Below are 26688 nucleotides of genomic sequence, written 5' to 3' on the forward strand. Positions count from 1 at the left end.
AAGATTTCTAAGCCCTACGTCACTTTTCTAACCTCTGACTTTGCGTCATTCCGAGGAGCCTAAGCGACATCAGGAATCTCTTCTCTTAATCTGACTTCTTAGTCGAACGAGTTACCCGCAGCACTTCTTGTATTTCTTACCACTGCCACAAATACACGGATCATTACGGCCGATTTTAAAGCTCTCAACGGTTTGATTTAAGCGTGGGTCAATTTCTGGTTGTGTAGTTTGTTCCTGCTCTGGGAAGGTACCATCAATGTAGTACCAAAGACCGTCTTCACGTATAAAGCGAGAGCGTTCTTGCATGCAGTATTGTGCGCCTTCTTCATTGAAGTAAGCTTTAAACTCAACAAAGCCTTCGTCTTGGTGCGAGCCTACCGCAGTATCGATGACTTCTAGTCCTGCCCAATCACTGTCGATAGATTCGGCAATACCGTCTCTTTGCGCTTCTGCGTTGCAGCTAGGGTGGTAAGTCGCAACAATATAGTCAACCAAACCCAACACGTGCGCTGAATAACGAGAGCGCATCAATTGCTCGGGTGTTTCAACGGCACTGTGGTTAAGGTGTGCTGATTTACAGCACTGTTGGTAAGTATTTTTGCTACCGCATGGGCATAAAGACATGGTTAAATCCTGTAAAAATGGCCTCTGTTAAGAGGCCATAAATGAATGTGTTGGAGTTTATCAAGAAACGACTGCTCACCAAAGCTGATTTTCGATTGAAGTAGCTGTGTGATGTGAACTATTTCAAAGTAGGAGACAGCAGGTCTTGGGCCCAAGAAGTTGCTTCGTCATAAGCTTGACCTAGCTCTGCTTCGTTGAGTTTGAGCAGTTTACGAATGCGCGTTGCTTCATCCCAGCGAGCTTGTTCATAAGCTATGACCATCGCCAAAATGGCACCTAATACGCCTTTACGTTGAATCAAGGCTTGTTTAATCTCATCATCGATCGGCACCGAGTCCAGTACTTTTACTAACGGCAGATCGAATAGGGAGTCGAGCAGCGAGAACATGCCAGTTAAAAAGGCTTGCCCAGGCTCAACCTTAACGTTCATTTTCTCGACCAACAGTTCACATTGGCGCGCGCGTATCACGGCTAAACCATAAAGTGAGTCTGGTTTATCTTCTTTCGCGGATGCGATAGCAACCAGTGACACTAGCTTACGTAGTTTTTGTTCACCAAGATAAACAAGCGCTTGGTGGAATGAACGAATCGGTGTTGATGAGCCACCAGCGGAGTTTACGTAAGAGAGCAGCTTATACGACATAGTCATATCAAGGGTAATCAAACGCTCTACTTCGGCAAAGTTGATAGGATCGTTGGCAATCTCTTTCAACAGTTGAACAATGGTTAAAAAAGCAGGGTTTAATGCGCGAGTTTGGATCATCTCCGGCTTACTGAAAAAGTAGCCTTGAAAATAGTTAAACCCGGCTTGGATTGCTTCTTGGTATTCTTCGTGAGTTTCTACTTTCTCCGCTAGAAACTCGATATTCAAGTCTTTCAGAGTGTTCATGAACATCGCAGCTTTAGCGATTGAGATCAAACGTATGTCGAATTTGATAATTGATACGTAAGGTAAGAAGCGTTTCCATGCTTTGCTAGGCACAAAGTCATCTAACGCGATCGTGTAACCCGCATCATAAATTGTGATGATGGCTTCTAGCAGTTCGTCTGTTGGCTCACAGTCTTCCAGTACCTCGACAACTAAGCTCTCTTTCGGAAATAGAGTCGGGACTAGGTTAACCAAGCTTGCATATGGAAAATTAACGAATCCAAGCTTATCGCCCAATGTATTATAGTGGGTAGATAAGAAGTGGTCGGAAAGCAAACGGCTAGTAGCGAGCTCCGGCTCTACTTCAGGGAAAGTGTTCTTAGGACCATCCCTAAATAGCAACTCGTAACCTATGGTCTTCTTGTCTGCATCGAGTATTGGTTGACGCGCTACGTATGAATATTTCAACTTGGTACTGTGTTCGGTTTATTTTTGATAGACAAATAATAGCTAATTCAGGAGAAATTACCATATACAAGTGAAGAAAATCTGACCGATGATAATAATAAAAGTGAAAGTTTAAGCGTGATGCTAAAAGCGATTGCTAAACTCGCGATTCTGTAGTTCAAAACTTTGCGGAGTGAACACCAGAACTGATCCTTGGGTATACCAATCACCCAATACGATACGGGTTTTAGTGCAATTGTTAGCACTGAAGGAGTGTATGTCTGGACGGTGAGTATGACCGTGGATCATCAAATCGACGTTGTGTTGTTTCATCACATTTTCGACTTCTTGCTGTGTTACATCCATGATGTCGAGTGACTTTGTCTGCTTATCATCTTTGATATCAGACTGAACCTTGGAGACAATTTTCTTTTTGATAAAAAATGGAATTCTATTAAAGACCCATTGTAACCAGGGCTGATGAACTTTTTCACGAAAGGCGAGGTACTTTATATCTTCGGTACACAGAGTATCACCATGCAATACCACTGCTTTTTGTCCGTAGATATCGATAGTAGAAACTTCATCTAGAAGCTGTACGCCTGTTTGTTTCGCAAATTTTTTGCCAACTAAAAAGTCGCGATTGCCTTGTGTGAAATAACAAGGTACGCCAGTGTTAACTAAGTCTATAAACGTTTGGCGAATTGAATTCGCGAACTCGCTTGTATCGTCGTCACCAATCCAGAATTCGAAAAGATCACCCAACACGTAGAGTGCATCCGCTTCTACGGCCTCGTTCTTCATGAAGGTTAAGAAGCAGTCTGTGATGTCTTGTCGCGACGGAGCAAGGTGTAGATCTGATATAAAATATGTTTTCATAGGTCTAAAAAAAGGGAGCGATGCGCTCCCTATATCCTGATTTTATCGGCTCATCAATTATTAATACTAACCGAAAGCAAGTGATTAAGCTTCGATTGTAGTACCAGTGATGATCACTTCTTCTAGAGGTACGTCTTGGTGCATACCCATAGAACCAGTGCTAACACCTTTGATCTTGTTTACGATGTCCATGCCTTCAACAACTTCTGCGAATACACAGTAGCCCCAACCGTCTAGGCTTTCGCTACGGAAGTTTAGGAAAGAGTTGTCGTTAACGTTGATGAAGAACTGAGAGCTCGCTGAATGCGGTTCCATAGTACGAGCCATTGCTAGCGTACCCACTTTGTTCGCTAGGCCGTTGTTTGCTTCGTTCTTGATAGTCGCGCGAGTTGTTTTTTCTTTAAGGCCAGAAGTCATGCCGCCGCCTTGAACCATGAAACCATCGATAACACGGTGGAATAGCGTGTTGTCGTAAAAACCGTCACGGCAATACTGTAGGAAGTTTGCGCTTGTTTCTGGTGCTTTTTCTTCGTTAAGTTGAACTTTGATGTCACCAAAATTTGTGTGAAGGATGATCATGATTGTTACCTTACTGTCTTTTTAATATGAAGTTCGAATTCTAGCGCATGTTGGCGGACTTTCAAATCACCAAATCATTAACTTAACTCGGATGTTTGAGGTAATTCCAATCGTAGTAAATAACTGGCCATCCTAGCTTGTTAAAACACTTGATAACGTCGTTAGAAATTTTGAATGTAGAATAACTACTTATCGAAAATTTCTTCCTTGTTCTCAAGCATTTTTTCTGCGCTATTTATGACCATCTACTTACTGTGATTGGTATAATTCCTGCTTTGGGGGATTACCTATTAAGGTATGACTTGTTATACTGCGATCTTATTTTTGATTAATCCATAAAATAGATAGAGATCATGCTGAAGATATATAACACGCTCACAAGACAGAAAGAGGAATTCAAACCAATTACAGCTGGCAAAGTCGGTATGTATGTCTGTGGGGTAACCATATACGATCTCTGTCATATTGGTCATGGCCGTACGTTCGTTTCATTTGACGTGGTAACTCGTTACCTGCGTTACCTTGGTTACGATTTGAATTTCGTTCGTAATATCACTGATATCGATGACAAAATCATCAAGCGCGCTAATGAAAACGGCGAGTCTTGTGACTCTCTGACTGAGCGTCTGATCGGTGAAATGCACGCGGACTTCGATGCATTGAACATGAAACGCCCAGATGTCGAGCCTCGTGCGACTGAATTCATCACAGAGATCATTGAGTTAGTAGAAAAGCTAATTCAACGTGGCTTTGCTTACGTTGCAAGCAACGGTGACGTGATGTTCGAAGTTAAGAAGTTTGACGAATACGGTAAGCTTTCTAAGCAAGATCTTGACCAGCTTCAAGCTGGCGCCCGTGTTGACATCGATTCTGCAAAACGTAGCCCGTTAGACTTTGTTCTTTGGAAGATGTCTAAGCCTGGTGAGCCGACGTGGGAATCGCCATGGGGGCCAGGTCGTCCAGGTTGGCACATCGAATGTTCAGCAATGAACTCGTCTATTCTTGGCAATCACTTCGATATTCATGGTGGTGGTTCGGATCTACAGTTCCCTCACCACGAGAACGAAATCGCACAATCTTGCTGTGCACATGGCACCCAGTATGTGAATACTTGGATGCACAGTGGCATGGTGATGGTAGACAGAGAAAAAATGTCTAAGTCACTGGGTAACTTTTTCACTATCCGTGACGTACTTCAGCATTACGATGCAGAGACAGTTCGTTACTTCCTAATGTCTGGTCACTACCGTAGCCAACTAAACTACAGCGAAGATAACCTAAATCAGGCTCGTGCATCACTTGAACGTCTCTATACATCACTTCGTGGTCTAGACGTTACCGCAGCCCCTGCTGGTGGTGAAGAGTATGTGACTCGTTTCTCTACAGCGATGAACGATGATTTCAACACACCTGAAGCTTATTCAGTGCTGTTTGAAATGGCTCGTGAAATCAACCGTATCAAGACTGAAGGCATAGAAAAAGCAAGTGCACTAGGTGCGTTGATGCGTGAACTGGCAGACATCATCGGTATTCTTCACCAAGATCCAGAAGCTTTCTTGCAAGGCGATGCAGCAGGTAACGATGACGAAGTCGCTGAAATCGAAGGCCTAATTAAGCTACGTAATGACTCTCGCGCTTCGAAGGATTGGGCAAATGCCGATCTTGCACGTGATAAGCTGAACGAGCTAGGTATTGTTCTGGAAGATGGTCCAGAAGGTACGACTTGGCGTCGTAAGTAAATCTTATAAAAAGGGCTGATTTTCAGCCCTTTTTTCTAGCAAAAATTCTCTAATTTCACCTTTTTATCTTCAACTTTTAATTAACAGGAATATTTCTGTGGCTCAGATGTATTTTTATTACTCGGCAATGAACGCGGGTAAATCAACAACGCTTCTTCAATCTTCATTCAACTACCAAGAACGTGGTATGACACCAGTGATCTTTACGGCTGCATTAGATGATCGCTATGGTATCGGTAAAGTGAGTTCACGAATTGGTCTTCAATCTGAAGCTCAATTGTTTAAAAACGACACCAATATGTTTGAGGCAATTCAAAAACTCAACGAAGAAGAAAAGCGTCATTGTGTATTGATCGATGAGTGTCAGTTTTTGTCGAAAGAGCAGGTTTACCAACTAACAGAAGTGGTTGATAAGCTGTACATCCCTGTACTTTGCTACGGTTTGCGCACTGACTTCTTGGGTGAACTGTTTGAAGGTAGCCGCTACTTGTTGTCTTGGGCTGACAAATTAGTAGAACTTAAAACAATTTGCCACTGTGGCCGTAAGGCCAATATGGTAATTCGTACAGATGAGCACGGTGTGGCAATTGCTGAAGGTGACCAAGTCGCTATTGGTGGCAATGACCAATATGTTTCGGCTTGCCGTTTACATTATAAAGAAGCGTTAGGTAAATAAGCAGCCTACAAGTCGGCATTGCTAAAACCAATAGCGTTCAAATTAGAAAACGGTGACCTAGTGTCACCGTTTTTGTTTATTGAGCCGAGCTTTTGTTTTATTCCAAGCCGAGCTTCTATTTTATTCTTAGTCGATCTTTTGCTTTATTCGAAACCGAGCCTCTTTAATGCTTGATAGGCATGGTCAACGTCGTCAGGGATGGGCATCTCAATTTGAAAGCCCTGAGCGGGGTAGGATTTGATTCGCTCATAATCAGCAATCAATGCACCTAACACCATGTCTAATGGTAACTCTTCGTTAAAGTAATCAATCCAGTCTTGCCATTGTGAAGTGACTTGAATCTCGGTAACTTCGTCAGGCCACTGTTTAGCAAACGTGGCGTAAGTGCGTTTCTCCATAAAGGGCTTCTGAACTAGGGTCAGCCGTTTAGGTGATAATCCTCGCTGAGCCAGTAGCTCGTAGGTAAACCGTACATTTTCCCCAGTGTTTGTCGCGTGCTTCTCAATGATAATGTCTAAGTCAGGCACACCACAGTCTCGTGCGATAGAAGCGAACGTTTCTGCTTCTGAACGCTCAAAGCTTCCTTCTGTAAAACGTCCCATACCACCAGAAAAAACGATGTATGGCGCTATCTTTTGGTGATAAAGCTCGGCTGCATATTCAGCGACGCGAGTATCGTTGCTACACAATACAAAAATACAGTCTGAAGGCGTAACCTTGTGGCCCATAGACATAAAGTTCCAAAGGGTGTCGACTGAGCGATGCAGTTTTATATTGGGATTTCTCTTAGCTGTAGATTGCTCAGTCATGAAGTGCGTCCAGTGTGGATTCGAATTTAAACGAGTAACCTAAGTCGAGAATCTTTTTCGAAGAGATCAGTTTGTCTGGCGTATCGACAAGAGGGGGAAGTGGTTCGCTGCTATTGGTACTTTTTAGTGCTGCGGCATAGAACTCTGCTTTGCTCACAGTATTCGGTGTGGTGACGTTGACCACTTCGTTGTGCAGTTGACTGATAGCGAAATCGACTGCGCCAATCGCGTCGTTAAGGTGAAGCATGTTGGCAGGAGCTTGAGTACTAACCTGCTTCAATTTACTTGCAAACCTCGATGGGTGACGGTTCGGGCCAATTAATCCACTGAAGCGAAGAATGGTGTAGTCGATGCCTGAATCAATCACTGATTGTTCCGCTCGCAGCATCACTCTCGCGCTATCGGTGAATGAAGACGCGAGCTCGTTGCCTGAGGTTGAAAGGGGGAGTGAAGCATCCAGTTCGTTCAATACGCCAGGTTTAGTTGGGTATACGGTTGTTGAACTGACCATGATGAGCTTCTTAACGTTGGCCTTTTGACACGCATTGGTGACTTGCTGCCAGTAGTCGGCGTACTCTTGTCTTGCTCCCTTTCTAAAGCCTGGAGGGAAGCTACCAATCACTATCTCAGTGTTGTTTTCGAGTAACAACGAATAGAGTTCACCGATTGTCTCATCTGGCTTTGATGAGTCAAAACTAAACACTTCACATGGAACTCGTTTGTTCCCAACAGCGTCTGCACCTGCTTGGGTCGTTTTCGTGACCACAACTTGGTTACCATGTTTTTCTAAATGTTCAGATAAAGGTGCACCGACCCATCCTGCACCAACAATAAATATAGAAGCCATGTGTTCCTCACAACTGCAAATGACGAATTTACAATAAGCCTAACAAACCTTTGGCCAAAAATGAAAAAACTCCACGGCCGAAGCGAGTGGAGTTTTTACTAGAACCGTGGAGTTTTAGTTCAGTACGCGAAGTAACTTGTCTGCGCGCTCTGCCATCTGGATACCTTCATCTGTTAGGTAACCACCGTCTGGCTGAGTGCAAAGATTCTTTTCGAATAGGCGCTTAACAGCGTCTTGAGTTTCTTGAGCAGCCTCTTGATGAACTTTAATTCCAGTAGCGGCGCTACTTACATCAAATTGAAGAAGGAGGTTTAAATCAGCAATATGTTCAGCGTTGTACTTCATAATTAACCTATATATTCATAACGTTCTCTACCTTCACCTTAGTGCGCATTCACGGCTCAAGCAATAGCAAATAAATAGAATTGATAAGTGATACCAAATTGAATGATTAATCGTCGTATGGTGGGTTTATTTTAGTTAGATTGCGTGATTTGCAGCCACTTAAATTCTGAACGATGTTTATTGGGAAGTGGTTGTAATATATTGTGTTACTAGAAATATATTGCATCCAGCTAATATTGTATAAAAAGGAAACGCATCAGTGAGAGTGAACAAAGTAGCATTAACGATCAGTATGCTATTTGCTATCTCAGGTTGTCAAAGTACACCCTCAGAGCAGACAGGCGCGAACCAAACCACAAATGACAATGAATCAACAGTAGAGGTCCGTTCATTTCAGTCTGTCCAAAGTGTTTACTCCGAGTGGGAGGCTAAGCTTGAAGAACACGCTCAATTGTCTCTCTATGCTCCAGAGAATTACAATGAACTACTAGACGCTTGGGATGATGCTGAAAGCATTTATGCGGACTTAGTGAAAGATCAAACACGGTTAACCAAGAGTTACTCGATTTTTTCTACACTAACTTACGCTGAAGCCTTTGATGAAAAAATTGCGTTGATTCGATCAAATTATGACTCGATCTTAGTGCTAAAGGAAAAGGCTGACAGAGTATTAGCCGACTCGATAGTGCAAATGGATTACTTAAAGTTTCTTGGTGCCGACACTATGTTTGCATCGAGCTACAAGCGCTTGTATTCAGAATACAGCGAGCTGTTTGAGTATGTGCTGGTTGACGAACTTGAAGATGCTCAGGAAGCACAGGTAGAGTTTCTTAATAACGCGAGTTTGTTAGAAGTTAAAGTGGCCCACAAGAAGTACATCGAACCTTTGAAGGATGAGTTGGAGTTCTTGGAAGATGAAGATTTCGACGACGTTGTTCCACTGACGTTTGCTAAAGCGGCATCTCAAATTGCTTTGGCAGAAAGCCAAGTGAAAGCCAGTCCCCGTGAAAAGTCGATCATTGAAGACGCAGTTCACGCTGCAGAGTTCGAATTAAACCACGTGCGCAGTGTTGCTCATGAAGTTAAAGTGCTCGCAAGTATTAAAGGTGACAAATTTGAACAATCGGTTTTAAATGCCGAGAACCAGTTATTGAGCATTTCACGAGTGGTTAATGATGAAGATCACCGTGATGTTGTATTGCGTCTTCAGTCTCAAAAAATTGTAGCGAGTGTTAAAGCGCTGAAAGGCTCAGACATGACGGCGTCATTAAAGTCAGAGATTAAAACTTTGACTGAGCGACTCGCTAAGTTAGAAAGTGAGAATCAGAAACAAACACAGAAATTGGTTGAAGCGACCAAGCACAACCAATTGTTAGATGATCAGGTTGCCAAGAGTGATGCTCATATAAAGAGCCTAGAAGAGTTAGTGGATAGTTTGAAAAGCTTAGGTGGTAAAGTTGCCAGCGAAAGTGGCTCTGATGTGATTCTTCCTAGTATTGAATCTAGCCTAGAGGATGCATCTAACGAACAATCATTAGAAGAAATGGTTGAACCTTCGGTTTAGTAAGACTAATTTCTTTATTTGTGATTGAGTTAAAAGCGCCTAAGGGCGCTTTTTTACGTTCTGTTGATCTATGTCAAAATCTGGAAACAAAACTGTCCATTGAGTCATTATAGTGTACGTTATTCTTTGAGTTTTAACGTAACTTGTTGATATTTATAAATGTGTTGCTTTCTATGCTGATAACTAATCATTCAGCAGAGTTTTATTTTTACTACTAAAGTCGTATGAATTTGGAATAACTTGGACTAATTTCTTTCAACAGGATTGTGAGAGGCATTTCGAGCTTAAAATAGCTCTTGAATTCAGAAATGAAAGAGAGGATTATCGCGCTCCCGACGACATGTTTCAAAATGTAAATCATCATGAATCTAAACCAATTCGACTCATTATTACCGCCACAAATGGCTGAGCGCGCTGCAGATATTGGCGTAGGTAAAGCAACCAAAGATCCAATCAAATCTTTTCTCCTAGCGATTTCTGCTGGCATACATATTGGTATCGCGTTTGTGTTCTACACAATCGTGACTACCGGCGCTGGTGATTTACCGTGGGGTATTACTCGCTTATTGGGTGGTCTAGCTTTTAGCTTAGGATTAATCCTTGTTGTTGTTACTGGTGGTGAACTGTTTACCAGCTCGGTGTTGACGCTTGTTGCTCGCGCAAGTGGCAAGATTACCTGGCGTACATTAGTTAAGAACTGGACCACGGTTTATGTCGGTAACTTAATTGGTGCATTGCTGCTGGTGGCCTGTATGCTTCTGACTAAACAGTACATGTTCGATCATGGGCAAGTGGGTTTGAATGCCATGGCGATTTCCCAACACAAAATGCACCATGATTTTATCCAAGCTATCGCGCTTGGCATCATGTGTAATGTGTTGGTTTGTATCGCGGTATGGATGACGTTTAGTGGACGTACACTGACTGACAAAATCGCAGTTATGATTTTACCTGTTGCGATGTTCGTATCAGCCGGTTTTGAGCACTGTATTGCCAACATGTTCCAAGTCCCTTTAGCTATCGGTATCAAAACATTTGCTCCCGCAGAATTTTGGACAATGACAGGCGCTAACCCTGCGGACTATGTTGATCTGAACATGATGGACTTTTTGATGAACAACTTGCTGCCCGTTACCATTGGTAACATCATTGGCGGTGGTATCTTTGTTGGTATGTGGTACTGGTTGATCTACCTACGTGACTAATAAAGGTAGCGTGATCCACCAAGCGGTTTCGTGATTAATTCCGATTACGCGGTTAATCCAGTTTACGAGTTAACAGGGTAACTTGGACTCAGTGAAAACACTGAACTGACTTATGACATTTACAAGACGGCCTGCATTGCAAGCCGTTTTTATTTGTGGAAAACCTACTTATTCATGTCTTAAATTATCATGTGAACGCTCAATAGCGATGCTCACCGTGTGTGTATATGTCTTTGAAAACGACCAAAGATCAAAGGTAATGATCTTTCCCTAGGTGGGAATGGACAAAAAAGGATCTATATTGATTTGGTTATCCACAATTTCTGTGGATAACCTGTCTCAAATTCAGTGAGTAACCAGATCTAAGTGGAGTGAGTAACCAGATCTAAGTGGAGTGGGGTGGCTATTTCGAAGGCTGTATTTGCACGAGAACTCGGCCTTCTTTAGTTAGAGATGTCTTCAATGAGAGGTGAAGTGCAAGTGCTAAAGAGCAGCTCATCATCACGAAGATAGCTAACATGATCATCAACTGATACTTAATCGCAATCATCGGTGATGCACCTCCTAAGATCTGTCCTGTCATCATTCCCGGTAGCGTGACTAAGCCTGTAGTTGCCATAGAGGCCATAATTGGTGACATCGCCTTCTGTATCGCATTACGAACAAAAGGCGCGGCTGCATAGGAAGGAGATGCGCCCAAAGCGATAGCCGCTTCGTACTCTGATTTCTGCGTTTCAAAAGCCCCAAACAAGTTCTGCAATGCCACGATATTACTGCTTAAGCTATTACCTAACAGCATCCCTGCAATAGGGATAAGGTACTGTGCGTTAAAAACAGGTGTCGGTTTAATGATGAAAAAGCAGATAAACAAGACAATAGGTACACAAGTTACAGCAAGGCTAACGGCTATAGGACCTAAAAGTAGGTTTTTGGAGAGCCTAGATTTTTCAACAATTGAGCTTGCCCCAACGATGATCATTGCAAATAGCCACAGTAAATTGACCCATAAGCTATTTAAGGTGAACAAGTATTCTAGGTAAAGTCCCACTAGAAATAGCTGAACAACCATACGGATTATGCTGACAGAAGCCTCTTTGCCAAGGCCGAGTTTTAACTTGTAGTTGATGGTAATGGGTAGCAAGAGAAGTGAGCTGAAGAACAATAACTGCCACCAAGATATATCAATAACGTCTTGCATAATGATTCCTTTTAAGTGGTCTCCATCATATCTGAAAGTGCCAAATGATGCATTTCAACTGTAAAGTCACCAATTCTAAAAATGATCAATCATTTAACAAACAAAACACAAAATAGTGGTTGTTTGAGGCTTTTTTAGCTACTACTTAGTAGGTAAAAAGTTAAAATTGGTTGTCATATGGTTGCGTATATGTTGGTTTTTAACATTTGTGAAATATACTTAATTCTTCACATTTGTTAATACTTTTTAATAACTTTGTTTAACTGAAAACAAGTTTGGATGACCTCAAAAAAGTATTGATTAGCAAGGGTTATAACGGGGGATTTGATTGAACCCTACTTTGTGTATGGTCTAAAATTTGTTGTTAGATACTCAAGAACTTTAGCCCCATAGAATGGGTTACTCGAAATTACTAAATACAAAATAGGCAAAATGTATGAGTGATGTTAATAAAATTGAAACTGGCGAAAAACGCTCGTTGGAGTGGAAGTCTTTCCTCTTCATCGCGGTGGTTCTCTTTCCAATATTAAGTGTGGCTTTTGTAGGCGGTTACGGCTTCCTAGTTTGGGCACTGCAAGTGTTTGTATTCGGACCTCCTGGTGCTCACGGCGGCATGTAATGCCCTCTAGTAACAACATTTTTTAAAATCAATATTTAAGAGAGCTAAACATGAAATCATTTTTAGTTAAATTATGGCGCACAATGACTCGCCCTGCAGTACACATCAGTCTTGGTGTACTAACTATGGGTGGCTTTATCGCCGGTGTTATTTTCTGGGGCGGTTTTAACACAGCTCTAGAGCACACAAATACAGAAGAGTTCTGTGTAAGTTGTCACACCATGCGTGACAACGTGTACGTAGAACTACAAGAAACGGTTCACTGGAAAAACACTTCTGGTGTACGTGCTACTTGTCCTGACTGTCACGTTCCACATGAATGGACAGCAAAAATCGCTCGTAAGATGCAAGCATCTAAAGAAGTATTCGCTCAAGTATTTGGTGACCTAGATACACCTGAGAAATTCGAAGCTCGTCGTATCGAACTGGCTAAACACGAATGGGATCGTTTCTCTTCGAACAAATCTCTAGAGTGTAAAAACTGTCACAACTACGATTCAATGGACTTCGAGAACATGCGCCCAACAGCGCGTATCCAGATGAAGAATGCAGCAGAACGTGATCAAAGCTGTGTTGACTGTCACAAAGGTATTGCTCACAACCTTCCAATGGATATGGCATCAGCAAGTGGTATTGTTGGCGAGCTAGAAAATGTAGCAAGCAGCACATCTTACGCAAATGGTTCTGACGTGATCTCTATTCGTCACCTCCCAATGTACACGGATGAAACAGCAACAGTTGAAGCGGGTCTACTCAGCCCTGCAAGTAAAGTTGCGGTTATCGACGAAAAAGGCGACATGATCAAGATTCAAATCGATGGTTGGCGTAAAGCGAAAGGCTTCGGACGTGTAATCCAAGAAGACTTCGGTATGAATATCTCAACTGCAATCTTGACCAAAGAAGTATCTCAAAGTGACGTTATCACTGTTGGTGAGAAGAAAGAAGATGAGCTTACTGGCCTTCCATGGGAAGAAGTTAACCTAGCACTTTGGATGAAGAAAGAGTCTATGGTTGATAACTTCGATCCAATCTGGAACGCAGCGGGTCAAGCGTACCAATCTAACTGTTCAACGTGTCACTCACAGCCAGATGAAGCTCACTTCAGCGCTAACGGTTGGGTAGGCATGTTAGATGGTATGATTGCATTCGTTAACTTCGATACAGATACAGAAGCACTTGTTCTTAAGTATCTACAGAAGCACTCATCAGATTTTTCTGAAGGCCATCACTAATAAGACGTCAATTGGAGTAACACAATGGCAATTACAAGAAGAAGTTTTCTGAAAGGTGTCGCGACTACAAGTGCGGCATCGGTTATCGGTCCAAGCTTATTGGCGTCGGCATCAGTGTCTGCAGCAGAAACAGACGGCGCGTGGAAAGTCTCTGGTTCTCACTGGGGTGCATTCCGAGCTCGCGTTTATGCGGGTAAAGTACAAGAGATTAAACCTCTAGAAATCGATCAACACCCAACTGAGATGTTGAAAGGTATTAAAGGTATTATCTACAGCCCATCACGTGTGCGTTACCCAATGGTTCGCCTAGATTGGTTGAAGAAGCATAAATACAGCGCAGACACGCGTGGTAACAACCGTTTTATTCGTGTGACTTGGGATGAGGCACTAGACCTTGTTTACCGCGAACTAGAGCGCGTACAGAAAGATTACGGTCCATGGGCGCTTCACACAGGTCAAACTGGTTGGAGACAAACGGGTCAGTTCCACAGCTGTACTAACCATATGCAACGTGCAATGGCACTTCACGGTTACTCTGTGAAGAAAATCGGTGACTACTCAACAGGTGCTGGTCAAACGATCATGCCTTACGTGCTAGGTTCTACTGAAGTTTACGCACAAGGTACATCTTGGGAACTTATCCTAGAAAACAGTGACAACATTGTTCTTTGGGGTAACGATCCAGTTAAAAACCTGCAAGTAGGTTGGACATGTGAGACTCACGAGTCATTCGCATACTTAGAACAGCTGAAAGAAAAAGTTGCTAAGAAAGAGATCAACGTTGTTTCTGTTGACCCTGTTAAAAACAAAACAGGCCGTTACCTAGAAAACGAGCAAATGTACATCAACCCACAAACTGATGTGGCGTTCATGCTTGGTGTTGCTCACGTTCTTTACAACGAAGATCTATACGACAAGAAGTTCATCGAAACTTACTGTCTAGGTTTTGAAGACTTTATCAAGTACGTTCAAGGTGAAACGAAAGATAAAGTTGAGAAGACACCTGAGTGGGCTTCGGCTATCTGTGGTGCAAGCGCGGACTCTATCCGTGAATTCGCTAAGATGCTGGTTAACGGTCGTACGCAGATTCTTGTCGGTTGGAGTATCCAACGTCAACAACACGGTGAGCAGCCTTACTGGATGTGTGCCGTTATCGCAGCAATGGTTGGCCAAATCGGTCTACCTGGCGGTGGTATCTCTTACGGTCACCATTACTCTGGTATCGGTGTTTCTTCAACTGGCTTCGCTGCTCCGGGTTCATTCCCGTTGAACATCGACCAAGGTCAATCGCCTAAGCACACTAACACTGATTACAACGGTTACAGCCGTGTAATCCCTGTTGCTCGTTGGGTAGATAGCTTGCTAGAGCCAGGTAAGAAGATCAAAGCGAACGGTTCAACGGTTACACTACCGGATATCAAGATGATGGTATTCAGTGGTAATAACCCGTGGCACCACCACCAAGATCGCAACAAGATGCGTAAAGCATTCAAGAGCCTACAAACTGTAGTGGCTGTTGATTTCGCTTGGACTGCAACTTGTCGTCACTCTGATATCGTGCTTCCTGCATGTACTCAGTGGGAACGTAACGATATTGATGGTTACGGCGCGTACTCTGGTCGTGGTTTGATCGCGATGCACAAACTAGTCGATCCTCTGTTCCAGTCTAAAACTGACTTCGAGATTATGTCTAGCCTAACTAAGCGTTGGGGTCGTTACGACGATTATACGCGTGGTATGGACGAAATGCAGTGGGTTAAATCTCTGTATGACGAATGTCGTGCATCAAACGAAGGCAGTTTCGAAATGCCTGAGTTTGCTGAGTTCTGGGAGAAAGGTTTCCTAGACTTCGGTAAAGGTAAGCCATGGACTCGTCACGCTTCATTCCGTGAAGATCCAGAGATCAACGCACTAGGTACGCCTTCTGGTTTCATCGAAATCACAAGCCGTACTGTTGGCAACATGGGTTACGAGCACTGTCAAGAACACCCAATGTGGTTTGAGAAATCTGAACGTTCACACGGTGGTCCAGGCTCTGACAAACACCCGTACTGGCTACAATCTTGTCACCCAGACAAGCGTCTTCACTCTCAGATGTGTGAATCTGAAGAGTGGCGTGCGACTTACGCGGTACAAGGCCGTGAGCCAATCTACATCAACCCAATCGATGCTAAGAAGAAAGGCATCAAAGATGGCGACGTAGTACGTGTGTTCAATGACCGTGGTCAACTACTAGCAGGTGCTGTTCTAATGGATAGCTACGCACCTGGTGTTGTTCGTATCGAAGAAGGAGCTTGGTATGGCCCGATCAACGAGAAAGTGGGGGCGCTAGATACATACGGCGATCCAAACACACTAACTCAAGACATCGGTACGTCTGAACTTGCTCAAGCAACGTCAGCAAACACATGTTTGGTTAACTTCGAGAAGTTCCAAGGCAAACTGCCTCCAGTAACTTCATTCGGTGGTCCAATCGAAGTTTCTTAAGTCTTGTACTTAAGAACCAAGATTAAAGCTTGAATTAAAGCCCCTGTAAGCACTCTTACAGGGGCTTTTTGTTTTTCTAGCCTGTGTGCGGGATTTGTAATTAAGCATTGTCATAGCGCCAACAGGGGGCGTTTTTGAGACCGGCTATAACGACGTGCCGTTTGAGATAGGCTGTAGAACTATGAACTATGAACAATGAACTATGAACAATGAACAATGAACTATGAAGCAGGAAGGGAGTGTAAAAAGAATCTGTTGTAAGGACTTAGGCAGACGGAAACAAAAAGGCCGATACAAAGTATCGACCTAATAGAGACCTATGGAATTGAATCAGCTTGAGTTAAATTTCGAACATAAACCAATAACCGTATGCACAGATTAATGCGGGTATGCCTGAATATAATGTGGCCACAAGAGCCGCTTTCGGTGCCATTGCGATAGCAGGGAATAAAGCATCACCATCATTTGAAATTGCGTTACCGACCTGAGCTGAAAGTGGCAGTGCACCTGAAAGGTAAAGGCTAGTGACCAACAATTGTGGACCACACCCCGGCAGTAAGCCCATCAACACACCCGCCAGGGGGAGCATCATCCCCCAGCTTGAGAATAGCGTCGCAAAATCGACATTTGCAAGCACAGAGCCAAACTCGAAGAAAAGAAAAGCCACCACCACCCATGCAGTGACAAAGTTTGTATCTTGAGCTGTTTTTTGTAGTGGGTGAGAACCTATACATTTTTCATCTTCACTTACGGCCGATTTGTAATCCTCAATTTCACGAGTAAGCCCCCACAAAAACATCGAGCTGATCAGTAAAATCGTTCCCGTCCATTCCATAGACATCTCAGGCAGTGTCAGCAACTGGTTTACATCGATTTGAAAAGAGCCAAGCAGGGCAACAGCGGCTCCCGGAATAATAAGCACAGACCATAGGTAACCCTGAAGGTTTATCGCTTTTTTAGAGACAGGGCTTTGACCTTGAGGTTGTGAGGTACAGCTGTTTTCCGCTTCATTTCTCTCTGCCTGTTTCGGGCGTAAAAAGTCGTCTGCGTGAAACAAGTTTATGATTCGTCCTGAGGCGGTACCCACGATTACACCCATCGCCATCATGGCTAAACCTGTTTTGGGTTCGCTAGCAATTAACAGGAAGGCCGCGTCACCCATGGTTGAGACGAGTACAGCCACAACCGCACCAAATCCGAGTTTGCCTGAAATAAATTGTGTGGTGACCACAATCGCTCCCCCACAGCCTGGCAATGCGCCCATTAGCGCGGCGAATACAACTTGGTTTGAACGAGATTGATGGACGAGCTTATTGAAGACGTTATCTTTGTTGATGTATAGACTTAACCAGTGGTAAATCGCTAGGGTTAGCGCAACGTAACATGACACTGCCCAGAAGGCGTCAGACAAGGTAGTGACCGTCAATTCTCGCGTAGCAGGAGCTGCAACTAACGCCGCAAGTGAAATAGGTAAAAGCAGGCGCTTAAAAGACAGTGAAAACTGAGTTGTTTTCGCAGCGCTGCTGCTTGGCAAAAAAGAGATTAGTCGATCCATAAGTGTCACTCAAAATTTGTGTATTAAGATAATCATATACGAATGATAATAATTATCAATTGCATTCGTTGTTTTTTTATCTTTTGTTACCATTGGCCAAACCCACGAAACATGACCAATCTAAAAAAATGAGGTAAAGTATGCCTAATAAAGAGAGACTCTAAAGGTAGAGTCATAATTGTTAGTGTAATAGGAAGAAACATGATTTTAGTTGTTGGTCACAAAAACCCTGATAGTGACAGTATTTGTAGTGCGTTAGTTGCAACTGAGCTTCTTAAAGCTCGTGGCGAGGAAGCGACACCAATTCGCCAAGGCGAGATCAACCGCGAAACTCAACACATTCTAGAAGTCGCTGGTGCTGAAAAGCCAGAACTTCGTACTTCTGTTGCTGGTGAGAAAATCTGGCTAGTAGACTACTCAGATCTTGCACAAGCACCAGACGATGTAGCTGATGCTGAGATCGTAGGCATTGTCGATCACCACCGTCTAGGTGACGTGATGACAGTTAACCCTATGGAAGCTTGGATCTGGCCTGTTGGCTGTACAAATACAGTACTTTTCAACATGTTTAAGATTGAAGGTCACGCTATCTCTCAACAAATCGCTAAACTGATGATGTCTGCAATTCTTTCAGACACAGTTGGTTTTGCTTCTCCAACATGTACTCAAAAAGACAAAGACGCGGTTGCTGAGCTTGCTGAAATCGCTGGCGTAACAGACGTTGATGCATTTATCAAAGCGCTTCTAATCGCTAAGACAAACATCGAAGGCCTATCTGCTGCACAGTTAGTAGAAAAAGACCTTAAAGGCTACCCATTCAACGGTCGTGATGTTGTTGTTGGTCAAGTTGAGCTTGCGACTCTTGAGCAAGTAGACGGCATGATCGAAGCTCTAGAAGCTGATCTTGAAGCGCGTTGTGAGAAAGATGGTCTAGCGTTCGCGGCAGTAATGCTGACAGATATCACTACAGCTCAAACTCGTCTTCTATACAAAGGTGAGTGGGCTGATAAGCTGGTTAAATTCGAGAAAGACGGTGTATTGATGATGGAAAATACATTGAGCCGTAAGAAGCAAGGTTGGCCTTGGCTTCAAGGCGAGCTTGTTTAACCAAGTCGCTTAATTATAAACGCCTGCTAATTTAGCAGGCGTTTTTCTTTGAAGTAGGCTTTCTTCTTCATCGATAGTGTTTGAAGTTAAAAACACTCGGCATAAAATAGCTTTAAGAACATAGTTACTGACTAAAGTAGGAAATTGAGATGACTACACAGCTAGACGATAAAAAAATCGCTGAAATCAATAAGTATACGGGTGAGCAACGCCTGAAGTACTGTGTGAAAGAAATCGTAGCGAACCGTGAAGTATGGATCTTAACCGATGAACACGGTTGTGTAATGCTGAACACAGAAGATGAAGACTGTGTTCCTGTATGGCCAAATCAAGAGTTTGCGGAGTCTTGGGCGACGGGTGATTGGTCTGAGTGTAAAGCTGAGTCTATTTCACTAAACAAATGGCATAGCCGTTGGACTAACGGTCTAGAAGACGACGAGCTTGCAGTTGTTGTGTTCCCGAACGAACAGGAAGAAGGTGTTATCTTGTTCCCGGATGAGTTCGACTTCGAGCTGAAGAAGCAGGCTGCTAAGCGCTAATTCTCTCGTCAAATTGTAAGCCAGCGTTGTCTTACCTCGGGCAACGCTGTTGTTCTATTCTTCCCTTCTAAGCTACTTTCCAACGTATTTTCGTCAATACCCAATAAGTTGATACAAAGGCGCTTGCTGTGCTGCTTTAGAAGCTTGCTGAAGTACACCTGTTTTGCTGTATCTTTTCAGTATTTTTCGCACAACTGGTTTTGCCTGTTCTTTTGTCATTCCCACTTTCAATTGAGGCTCATACAGTAGCTTTAGCAGCACTACATCTAAGGGGGATAACAAGTCTTCTGGCGTGTGATCATTGAAAATAGAAGGGTAGGCTTTATCTGAGTCATTGGGTAACCCAAGTACCTGTGTGATCTCTTCAACAATACATGCGACCAGCTTTCCTCTTGCTCTCGCTTGATCTACTGGGATCACAATTCCTGCATATACAATCTCCCCTTTGGAATTAGTTCGATAACCTGCAGTGCAGATAGCGCTGTTTAGATGCTGTGTCGATTTCAGTTTGAGTACAGTTTTGGCTTCAGCTATCCACTGACTCTGCCTTGTGTATATCCATTTAACGTTTGCATCCGATTCTCGTGTGACGATTTTAATCGGATGTTGGGTGACTTGCGATAGGTGCTGGACGTGTAATTCGGTGAGTTCTTGATGAAGCTCTTCGTCGCCGACTCGGTGATCGATCCATATCTTAATAGGTTGTTTCCATTTAGCGAGGAGCTTGTCGCCTTGTGAATATTCGTGTTGAAGTGCGACGTGATAAAAGGCAGTTTCGACGAAGGTTCTATCTAGCCATGTGAGTGGTGTGCTTGCTGCATTAAAGGACAGCAGCGCCAACAAGAGGGAAAGCATTGAAGCTCTTGGTAACATATCTTTCCCCTTTGCGGAATATAGCGCGATCACCGATTAATGGCTTGGTGCTTTATAGAAGTGGCTCTCAACTAACCTTTGTGTGATTTGGTGAGTTGGGTTAGTCAGTACTTCATGTGTTTCGCCACTTTCAACCACATTGCCTTCGTGCATGACGATGATCTTATCTGTGATGTGTTTAACAATGCCGATGTGTTGAGAAACATAAACGAACGATACGCCCATCTCTTCTTGAAGTTCTAGGAACAGATTGATGATTTGCGAACGCATCGCCATATCCAAACCATTCAACGCTTCATCAGCAACAATGATGGAAGGCTGAAGTATCAAAGCGCGAGCCAAACAAACCCTCTGCTTCTGGCCTGCAGCAAGCATCTGAGGATAGAAGTAAGCATGTTCTGGTAGAAGCCCAACACGTAATAATGTGTCCTTTACGCGGCGCATGCGGGCTTCTGGTGGCATGTTGGTATTTCGCTTCAATGGTCCTTCAAGGATTCGACCAATCTGGATGCGTGGGTTTAGCGAGGTGTTCGGATCTTGGAAGATCATTCGAATCAGTTTGCAGCGAGTTGAGTAGTCTTTGTGCTCTAGCTTTTCACCGTTCACTCGGATCTCACCTGCTGTTGGTTCCACCATACCCGCTAGCATTCTTGCTAATGTCGATTTCCCCGACCCATTCTGACCGATAAAACCAATAGTCTGTCCCGCTTCAAGGGAAAAGCTGACTGGCTTCACTGCCTGATGAATCTTTTTGCGGAAAAGACCAGAGCGAGTCGTAAAGTCTTTAGATAAATCACTGACCTCTAATAATGCACTCATGATTTCTTTTTCTTCTCCATATTCAGAGGGAAATGACAGTTAAATTTGTGGGTCTTTATACGTTTAGTATGCGGGATCTCGACACACTGTCTTTGCGCGTATGGACAACGTGGTCCAAGTCGACAACCAATCGGAAGGTGCTGCAGCGGCGGAATTGACCCTGGTAAAGATTGCAGTTTTTCTTTATGGGGAATCCAGTCGTTAAAATCGGGCATCGCTTTTAGCAGTGCAACGGTGTAAGGATGCTTTGGTACATCCAACAGTTTTGTCGTATCTGCAGACTCAACGGACTGACCGCAGTACATCACGGTTATTCGTGTCGCCCATTGAGTGATAGTCGTTAAATCGTGCCCAATGAGGAGAATTGTCGTGTTATGAAGTTGATTCATTCGGCTCAATAAGCGCAATATTTGAGACTGCGTAATCGGGTCTAAATCGTTGGTTGGCTCATCGGCAATTAGCACTTTTGGCTTGGCAGCGATCGCCATGGCGATCATGACTTTTTGACACTCACCATCGGTCAACTCATAAGAATAACTGTCCATTAGGTTAGAGTGATTTTTGATCCCCACTTTATGCAGTAATGCTATTGCTTGCTTTTTTCGCCACTTAAACCGTTGCCACCATCGACCTTCAAATGAACGCGAAGGAATCGCCTCTATTAGCTGGCGTCCCACTTTTTCGGAAGGGTCAAGACATGTCGATGGTTCTTGGAAGATCATCGCGATATCGCGAGCGATCACACGGCGTCGTTCTTTGGGCGTTAGTTGTAGCAGGTCGATATTGCCAAGGCGCATTCGGTCGGCAGACACTTTCCAGTTTTCTTTGCAAACACCAACGATCGCTTTTGCAACCAAGCTCTTACCAGAACCTGATTCACCTACTAAGCCACGAATTTCTCCCTCATTGAGGGTAATACTCATTCGATCTACTGCTTTAACCATCCCTTGAGGGGTCTCAATCTCTATGGTTAGATGTCGAATATCAAGTAACGGCATTATTCGATTCCTGCATTTAGCGCTTGGCGAACACCTTCACCGACAAGGTTAATCACGATCACTGTAAACATAATGGCTAAGCCGGGTAGAGTTACTGTCCATGGCGCAAGGTAAATCAGCTCTACAGAATCACCCAAAATTGAGCCCCATTCGGTACTTGGTGCTTGAGCGCCAAGCCCTAAGAAACCCAAGGCCGTGATATCAAGAATGGCGACTGACAATGCCAGTGTAATTTCAAGTGCCACTACAGTAAGAATATTAGGAAGGATTGAATTCCATAACAGGTAGAAGTCATTCGCACCATCAAGGCGAGAAGCCAAAATATAGTCTTTTTCTACTTCTGCATGCACGGCAATGTATACCGAACGAATAAAGCGTGGAATCAATGCCAAACATAAGGCTAGCAAGATATTAAACTCGCCAAAGCCAAGAAATGCCACGAAGATAATCGCAAGTAGCAACGACGGAATAGACATTACCGTGTCAAGCAAGTGGTTTAGCGTGCTTGATAGCAACCCACGAGTCATACCTGCAAGTACGCCAATCAGACAACCGATGACTGCTGCGATAAAGGTAATCACTACTGCGGCACCAAATGTCAGCTGAGAGCCAATAATCAGACGGGATAGAATATCTCGCCCTAAATCATCAGTGCCTAGAAAATACTCAACTGTTCCAGCCGGATCCCAAGAAGGAGGTGTTAGTAGGTGCCCCGTCTGCTCTTGAGCATCATGTGGTGCTAGCCATGGTGAAGTGATGGTGATCAAAATGATCAAGACCAAACACCATAGTCCAAACATTGCGAGATTATTGCCACGGAAGCTGCGCCAGAAACGCTCGAATTGGGTTGGAATCTGTTCTTCTTGGTAGACGTTATTTGTTAGCATACCATTCCTTCCTTACCAGAGGATTGACCATCGCGCCCAGTAGATCGGACAGTATATTCGCGGTCAAAACCAAGGTTGCTACCACAATTACACCAGCTTGAATTGAAACGTAATCTTGATTGGATAATGCATCCAGCAACCAGCGGCCAATACCCGGCCAGTTAAAGATAGACTCGGTGATGATAGCGAGCGTTAACATACTGGAGAGTTGAACGCCGACCTTAGGAATAATCGGTGGTATTGCATTTCTTAATACGTGTTGAGTGACGATCTCTCTTGTTGAAAGACCTTTGATTCGTGCGGCACGGATGTAGTTTTGAGCCATCACTTCAGCCACTGACGCTCTCATTAGTCGGATAACCTGGGTTGTTGGAGCGAGCGCCAAAACAAGACAAGGTAACGCCATATGGTCTATTACGCTCTGTAGGGCGTGTGCTCGATAGTTACCTTCGGCAAAGAAGGCATCAATCATTGCAAAGCCAGTCACGTGTTCAATTTCGTAAAGTAGATCGTATCGCCCCCCAACAGGGAACATCTCGAAGTGCAGTGAAAACACCATGATCATTAGCAATGCGACCCAAAAAATAGGTGCTGAGTAGCCTGCCATTGAAGTAAACGATATGGTGGTATCAACAAATTTTCCTTGTCTCATACCGGCTATTGTGCCGAAAGGGATGCCGATAAACAGTGCGAGTAAAAAAGCAAAGAAGCACAATTCTAACGTCGCAGGGAATACCACGACAAGCTCTTCGATGATAGGAACACCGTGTTTGCTCAGGCCGAAATTCAGCGTCGATAATTCGGTGACGTAGCTAAGCCAGCCGGGCCAAAAATCTTGAATTGCCCAAGGTGAGGTTTGGTCTAATCGAAGTAGAGCAAAGCCCACTAAAGTCAGAATTCCAAGTGTAATAATGAATAAGTTTACACGTCTTAATGTATACCAAAACATCAGTTCACCTCCCTTCTGACTTGATCAAAAGGTTGAGCATTAAAAGGACTGCGTTTAAAACCTGTTAGCGAACGATCGTGCACACGGAATTGCACGCCGTGAGCGAGAGGTATCACAGGAACTTCTTCATTAAGAATGTTTTGGGCTTGTCGATACAAGTTCACGCGATGCCTTTGTTGATTAATCTCTAATGCCAAGTCGAGAAGGAAATCAAAGTCTGAGTTGCACCACATAGAGACGTTTAATCCCGCGCGTTCCGAACTACATGATAGAAGTGGACGTAAGAAGTTGTCTGGGTCGCCCGTACTGCCAATCCAACCTGTGAGTAACAAATCTGTTGAGGAAATTGAAGACAGCTGTGTTCGGTCAAATCGGTCGTCGGTATAGAGTTTCAATTCAATACCAATATCAGCCAAGTTTGCTTGGATCAGTTCTGCCGTTTTTCTTGGACTTGGATTGTATGCGCGTGGCTCTAGTGGCACCCACATTGAAAGCTCTAACCCTGGTTCTACACCGGCCTCTCTAAGAAGTGCGATCGCATAGTTTCGATCATAGCGAACTTGAACGCTGTCTTTTTGATAAGCCCAAGAAGTAGGGGGAAGTAACGTGTAGGCTTTTGTACCTGTACCGTAGTACACAGAATCAAGAATGTTCTGACGGTTAATAGCCAAGTTCAATGCTTTACGTACTCGTGAGTCACGCAATGCAGGATGTTCTGTGTTTAGCGCGATGAAAGAGACATTTACGGCAGGTGTGGCAGAAATCTTCAACTCTTCATGAGCTTGAATAATAGGGATCTGGCTAGAAATTGGTGAGTTCAACACGTCACACTCACTGCGGAGAAGCTTGGCAAGTGTGCCTGTCCCGCGTTGTGAAGTATCAAATACAACTTGGTCCATTTGTACTTCACCCTTCCAGTAATGCTTGTTCTTTTTCAAGCGTACAAGATCATTAATTTGATATTCATCCAAGTAGAAAGGGCCTGTGCCTACGGGCTTGGAGTCTATTTCATTTTTTTCATCTGTGGTAATCAGCTTGTTGGCATACTCTTTGGAGTGAATGACCGCATAGCTGGTGGCGATATTGTTAAGAAATGAATTATCTGGGCGACTTAACTGGAACTTCACCGTTAGGTCATCCACCGCTGTGATTTCAACAATCAGGTTTTGAAAGTCGATGCCAGCGAACCATGGATATAAACCGCCACCCACATAATGAAATGGGTTTGAACTATCAATGATACGTTCAAAACTAAAGACCACATCCTGTGCATTCATGCTGCGGGTTGGGGTAAACCAATCTGTGGTTTGAAACGCAACATTTGGGCGCAGCTTGAAAGTGTACTCTGTACCTGATTTATCGACAGACCAGCTTGTTGCCAAGTTCTGTTTTGGTCGGTAAGTCATAGGATCAAGAGTGAGCAGGGTATCGAAAATTTGAGGGCTCAGCGATTCTGAGGTAATGCCACTATCAACCAATTGTGGATTGAAGGTACTAGGATTACCTTGGCCGCAATAAATGAAGCCTTTTTCACGGATTTGCTCGTGAGTGACACTTTCACCACATCCAGCTAAAAAGCCAAGCGTGCAGATGCTAAGTGATAGTCTTATTAGTGCTTTCATAAAAAGAAATACTTTTCGAAACGAGGCGTTAGAGGAGCCTCAAGATCCCGACAATTTAACATTTTATTTATTCGGCTCCAAATAATAATCAAGTGTGGACAGCTATTTATCGTTAGCTTGCCCTACAATCGCGTACTTCCTCACCATTCCACGTAATTGGTTATAGGTTAACCCAAGTAATTCTGCTGCTTGCTTCTGGTTATACTTGCTCTGTTTTAGTGCTTGATTGAGTAATTTAATGTCTTGCTGTTCTTGCCATGCTTTGTAATCAAGCGGCAAAGAAAATGAGTGCTCTAATGGAGTATGGCTGTTGGACAGATCATTGCCAGTTTCGTGCGTGGAATCTTGATCTATTTGCCATGTTGGTTTAAATGGGTTAAACACCAAAGATTCAATAGGATATGGATCTTTACCGTGCTGGTAGATAGCTCGTTCAACGACGTTTTTGAGTTCTCTCACATTTCCCGGCCAAGAATAATCCGATAGTGCCTCAACAGCAGATGGAGCAAAACCGACAAACAGCTCCAATTCTAACTCTCGACACATCTTAATGGCGTAGTATTCTGCTAGCAGCGTGATGTCTTCTTTTCGTTCGCGAAGAGGTGGGATAGTAATGACATCAAACGCTAGTCTATCTAATAAATCGGGTCTGAATTCGCCTTTTAACGCCATGTCTGGTAAGTCAGCATTGGTCGCACACACCAGTCTTACATTGGCACTCAGCGCCTTTTGTCCGCCGACACGCTCATATTGCCCGTATTCAATAACACGCAATAGCTTCTCTTGAACGGCAAGGGGGGTGGTCGCTAGTTCGTCTAAGAACAGAGTTCCACCTTCAGCCCTTTCAAAACGACCTTGATGACGACCTTTTGAACCGGTAAAAGAACCTGATTCATGACCAAACAACTCTGAATCAATCAACCCTTCGCTAAGGGTTGAGCAGTTCAGTGAGATCAATGGCTGGTCCCAGCGCCTTGAAAGGTAATGCAGCCTTTGGGCGATTAACTCTTTACCTGTACCACGCTCCCCGATGATCAGAATCGGTCTTTCGATTGGTGCGAGTTGAGACACTTTATCCAAAACAGAGAGAAAAGTAGGGGATTCACCAATGAGATTCTGCTGCATAAATGGGTCCTTGTATGGTCTGATTTCCAATGGGCATGATATAGAGAGCTTTATTTACATCACTTGATGTAAATAGCATTAATCACAAAGTTGTAG

Annotated in this window: 25 protein-coding genes; 9 read left to right on the top strand and 16 right to left on the bottom strand. The window is 43.7% G+C overall.

Going from position 1 to position 26688, the window contains the following annotated elements:
- Window positions 1-111 precede the first annotated feature (111 nt).
- From ACED28_RS01615 to ACED28_RS01630, 4 genes are all read right to left on the bottom strand, one after another.
- Window positions 112-624 (bottom strand): YchJ family protein, encoded by a 513-nt coding sequence (locus tag ACED28_RS01615; protein ID WP_371709135.1) that lies wholly within the window; start codon window positions 622-624, stop codon window positions 112-114.
- 118 nt (window positions 625-742) lie between these two features.
- Window positions 743-1960, bottom strand: a complete 1218-nt coding sequence (locus ACED28_RS01620; RefSeq protein ID WP_017098162.1) for an EAL and HDOD domain-containing protein — start codon at window positions 1958-1960, stop codon at window positions 743-745.
- Window positions 1961-2083: 123 nt separating this feature from the next.
- Window positions 2084-2818 carry a UDP-2,3-diacylglucosamine diphosphatase gene (gene lpxH, locus ACED28_RS01625; protein ID WP_017098163.1) on the bottom strand — a complete coding sequence of 245 codons (735 nt, stop codon included), beginning with the start codon at window positions 2816-2818 and terminating at the stop codon, window positions 2084-2086.
- An 84-nt stretch (window positions 2819-2902) separates the two neighbouring features.
- A complete protein-coding gene (locus ACED28_RS01630) occupies window positions 2903-3397 on the bottom strand; it encodes a peptidylprolyl isomerase (protein ID WP_004734582.1) in 495 nt (164 codons plus the stop codon).
- A 353-nt stretch (window positions 3398-3750) separates the two neighbouring features.
- Here ACED28_RS01630 and cysS point away from each other — a divergent pair, with 353 nt between their 5' ends.
- Together cysS and ACED28_RS01640 are read left to right on the top strand one after the other, a co-directional pair.
- The gene (cysS, locus tag ACED28_RS01635; protein WP_371709136.1) at window positions 3751-5136 is read left to right on the top strand and encodes a cysteine--tRNA ligase; all 1386 of its coding nucleotides are present in this window, start codon (window positions 3751-3753) and stop codon (window positions 5134-5136) included.
- 97 nt (window positions 5137-5233) lie between these two features.
- Window positions 5234-5812, top strand: coding sequence for a thymidine kinase (locus ACED28_RS01640; RefSeq protein WP_371709137.1), 579 nt, complete (start codon window positions 5234-5236; stop codon window positions 5810-5812).
- Between the two features lie 143 nt (window positions 5813-5955).
- On the opposite strand, the gene ACED28_RS01645 is transcribed toward ACED28_RS01640, so the two are convergent.
- The 3 genes from ACED28_RS01645 to ACED28_RS01655 all read right to left on the bottom strand — a co-directional run bounded on the left by ACED28_RS01645 (window position 5956) and on the right by ACED28_RS01655 (window position 7813).
- Window positions 5956-6621: a YdcF family protein gene (locus ACED28_RS01645; protein ID WP_371709138.1), complete on the bottom strand. Its 666-nt coding sequence runs from the start codon at window positions 6619-6621 to the stop codon at window positions 5956-5958.
- On the bottom strand, window positions 6614-7468 hold the full coding sequence (locus ACED28_RS01650; protein WP_371709139.1) for an NAD(P)H-binding protein: 855 nt from the start codon (window positions 7466-7468) through the stop codon (window positions 6614-6616). Before ACED28_RS01650 ends, ACED28_RS01645 begins: the two co-directional genes overlap by 8 nt.
- A 114-nt stretch (window positions 7469-7582) precedes the next feature.
- Window positions 7583-7813, bottom strand: a complete 231-nt coding sequence (locus ACED28_RS01655) for a TIGR02647 family protein (RefSeq protein ID WP_009848792.1) — start codon at window positions 7811-7813, stop codon at window positions 7583-7585.
- A 259-nt stretch (window positions 7814-8072) separates the two neighbouring features.
- On the opposite strand from ACED28_RS01655, the gene ACED28_RS01660 reads away from it, so the two are divergent.
- Window positions 8073-9377 carry an ATPase gene (locus ACED28_RS01660; protein WP_371709140.1) on the top strand — a complete coding sequence of 435 codons (1305 nt, stop codon included), beginning with the start codon at window positions 8073-8075 and terminating at the stop codon, window positions 9375-9377.
- A gap of 362 nt (window positions 9378-9739) precedes the next feature.
- Window positions 9740-10582, top strand: a complete 843-nt coding sequence (gene focA / locus ACED28_RS01665; RefSeq protein WP_009848790.1) for a formate transporter FocA — start codon at window positions 9740-9742, stop codon at window positions 10580-10582.
- Window positions 10583-10985: 403 nt separating this feature from the next.
- Here focA and ACED28_RS01670 read toward each other — a convergent pair whose 3' ends face one another.
- Window positions 10986-11780 carry an ABC transporter permease gene (locus tag ACED28_RS01670; protein WP_012604364.1) on the bottom strand — a complete coding sequence of 265 codons (795 nt, stop codon included), beginning with the start codon at window positions 11778-11780 and terminating at the stop codon, window positions 10986-10988.
- A 436-nt stretch (window positions 11781-12216) separates the two neighbouring features.
- Here ACED28_RS01670 and torE point away from each other — a divergent pair, with 436 nt between their 5' ends.
- From torE to torA, 3 genes are read left to right on the top strand one after another with little or no spacing between them, the layout of a single operon-like run.
- Window positions 12217-12399, top strand: a complete 183-nt coding sequence (torE, locus tag ACED28_RS01675) for a trimethylamine N-oxide reductase system protein TorE (RefSeq protein WP_008222628.1) — start codon at window positions 12217-12219, stop codon at window positions 12397-12399.
- Window positions 12400-12449: 50 nt separating this feature from the next.
- Window positions 12450-13631: a pentaheme c-type cytochrome TorC gene (torC, locus tag ACED28_RS01680; RefSeq protein ID WP_009848788.1), complete on the top strand. Its 1182-nt coding sequence runs from the start codon at window positions 12450-12452 to the stop codon at window positions 13629-13631.
- Between the two features lie 24 nt (window positions 13632-13655).
- Entirely contained in the window at window positions 13656-16118 is a 2463-nt protein-coding gene (torA, locus tag ACED28_RS01685) for a trimethylamine-N-oxide reductase TorA (RefSeq protein WP_017100089.1), read from the top strand.
- A gap of 340 nt (window positions 16119-16458) precedes the next feature.
- Here the strand turns inward: torA and ACED28_RS01690 are convergent, their stop codons facing one another.
- Window positions 16459-17673 carry a putative manganese transporter gene (locus tag ACED28_RS01690; RefSeq protein WP_012604363.1) on the bottom strand — a complete coding sequence of 405 codons (1215 nt, stop codon included), beginning with the start codon at window positions 17671-17673 and terminating at the stop codon, window positions 16459-16461.
- Window positions 17674-17874: 201 nt separating this feature from the next.
- Between ACED28_RS01690 and ACED28_RS01695 the strand changes: the two genes are divergently transcribed.
- Window positions 17875-18780 (top strand): manganese-dependent inorganic pyrophosphatase, encoded by a 906-nt coding sequence (locus ACED28_RS01695; RefSeq protein WP_009848785.1) that lies wholly within the window; start codon window positions 17875-17877, stop codon window positions 18778-18780.
- A gap of 149 nt (window positions 18781-18929) precedes the next feature.
- A complete protein-coding gene (locus ACED28_RS01700; RefSeq protein ID WP_004734596.1) occupies window positions 18930-19319 on the top strand; it encodes a DUF2750 domain-containing protein in 390 nt (129 codons plus the stop codon).
- A gap of 93 nt (window positions 19320-19412) precedes the next feature.
- Here ACED28_RS01700 and ACED28_RS01705 read toward each other — a convergent pair whose 3' ends face one another.
- The 7 genes from ACED28_RS01705 to pspF all read right to left on the bottom strand — a co-directional run bounded on the left by ACED28_RS01705 (window position 19413) and on the right by pspF (window position 26592).
- The gene (locus tag ACED28_RS01705) at window positions 19413-20192 is read right to left on the bottom strand and encodes a DUF2927 domain-containing protein (RefSeq protein ID WP_017098171.1); all 780 of its coding nucleotides are present in this window, start codon (window positions 20190-20192) and stop codon (window positions 19413-19415) included.
- A 36-nt stretch (window positions 20193-20228) separates the two neighbouring features.
- Window positions 20229-21011, bottom strand: coding sequence for an ATP-binding cassette domain-containing protein (locus tag ACED28_RS01710; RefSeq protein WP_009848782.1), 783 nt, complete (start codon window positions 21009-21011; stop codon window positions 20229-20231).
- Window positions 21008-22009 (bottom strand): oligopeptide/dipeptide ABC transporter ATP-binding protein, encoded by a 1002-nt coding sequence (locus ACED28_RS01715; RefSeq protein WP_371709141.1) that lies wholly within the window; start codon window positions 22007-22009, stop codon window positions 21008-21010. The genes ACED28_RS01710 and ACED28_RS01715 overlap by 4 nt, the downstream gene beginning before the upstream one ends.
- The gene (gene sapC, locus ACED28_RS01720) at window positions 22009-22896 is read right to left on the bottom strand and encodes a putrescine export ABC transporter permease SapC (protein WP_009848780.1); all 888 of its coding nucleotides are present in this window, start codon (window positions 22894-22896) and stop codon (window positions 22009-22011) included. Before sapC ends, ACED28_RS01715 begins: the two co-directional genes overlap by 1 nt.
- The gene (locus tag ACED28_RS01725) at window positions 22883-23845 is read right to left on the bottom strand and encodes an ABC transporter permease subunit (protein ID WP_009848779.1); all 963 of its coding nucleotides are present in this window, start codon (window positions 23843-23845) and stop codon (window positions 22883-22885) included. Before ACED28_RS01725 ends, sapC begins: the two co-directional genes overlap by 14 nt.
- A complete protein-coding gene (gene sapA / locus ACED28_RS01730; RefSeq protein WP_371700905.1) occupies window positions 23845-25467 on the bottom strand; it encodes an ABC transporter substrate-binding protein SapA in 1623 nt (540 codons plus the stop codon). The genes ACED28_RS01725 and sapA overlap by 1 nt, the downstream gene beginning before the upstream one ends.
- Before the next feature lie 102 nt (window positions 25468-25569).
- Window positions 25570-26592 carry a phage shock protein operon transcriptional activator gene (gene pspF, locus ACED28_RS01735; protein ID WP_371709142.1) on the bottom strand — a complete coding sequence of 341 codons (1023 nt, stop codon included), beginning with the start codon at window positions 26590-26592 and terminating at the stop codon, window positions 25570-25572.
- Between the last annotated feature and the right edge of the window lie 96 nt (window positions 26593-26688).

The sequence above is a fragment of the Vibrio sp. 1F253 genome (assembly GCF_041439295.1).
GTDB classification, from domain to species: Bacteria; Pseudomonadota; Gammaproteobacteria; order Enterobacterales; family Vibrionaceae; genus Vibrio; species Vibrio tasmaniensis_A.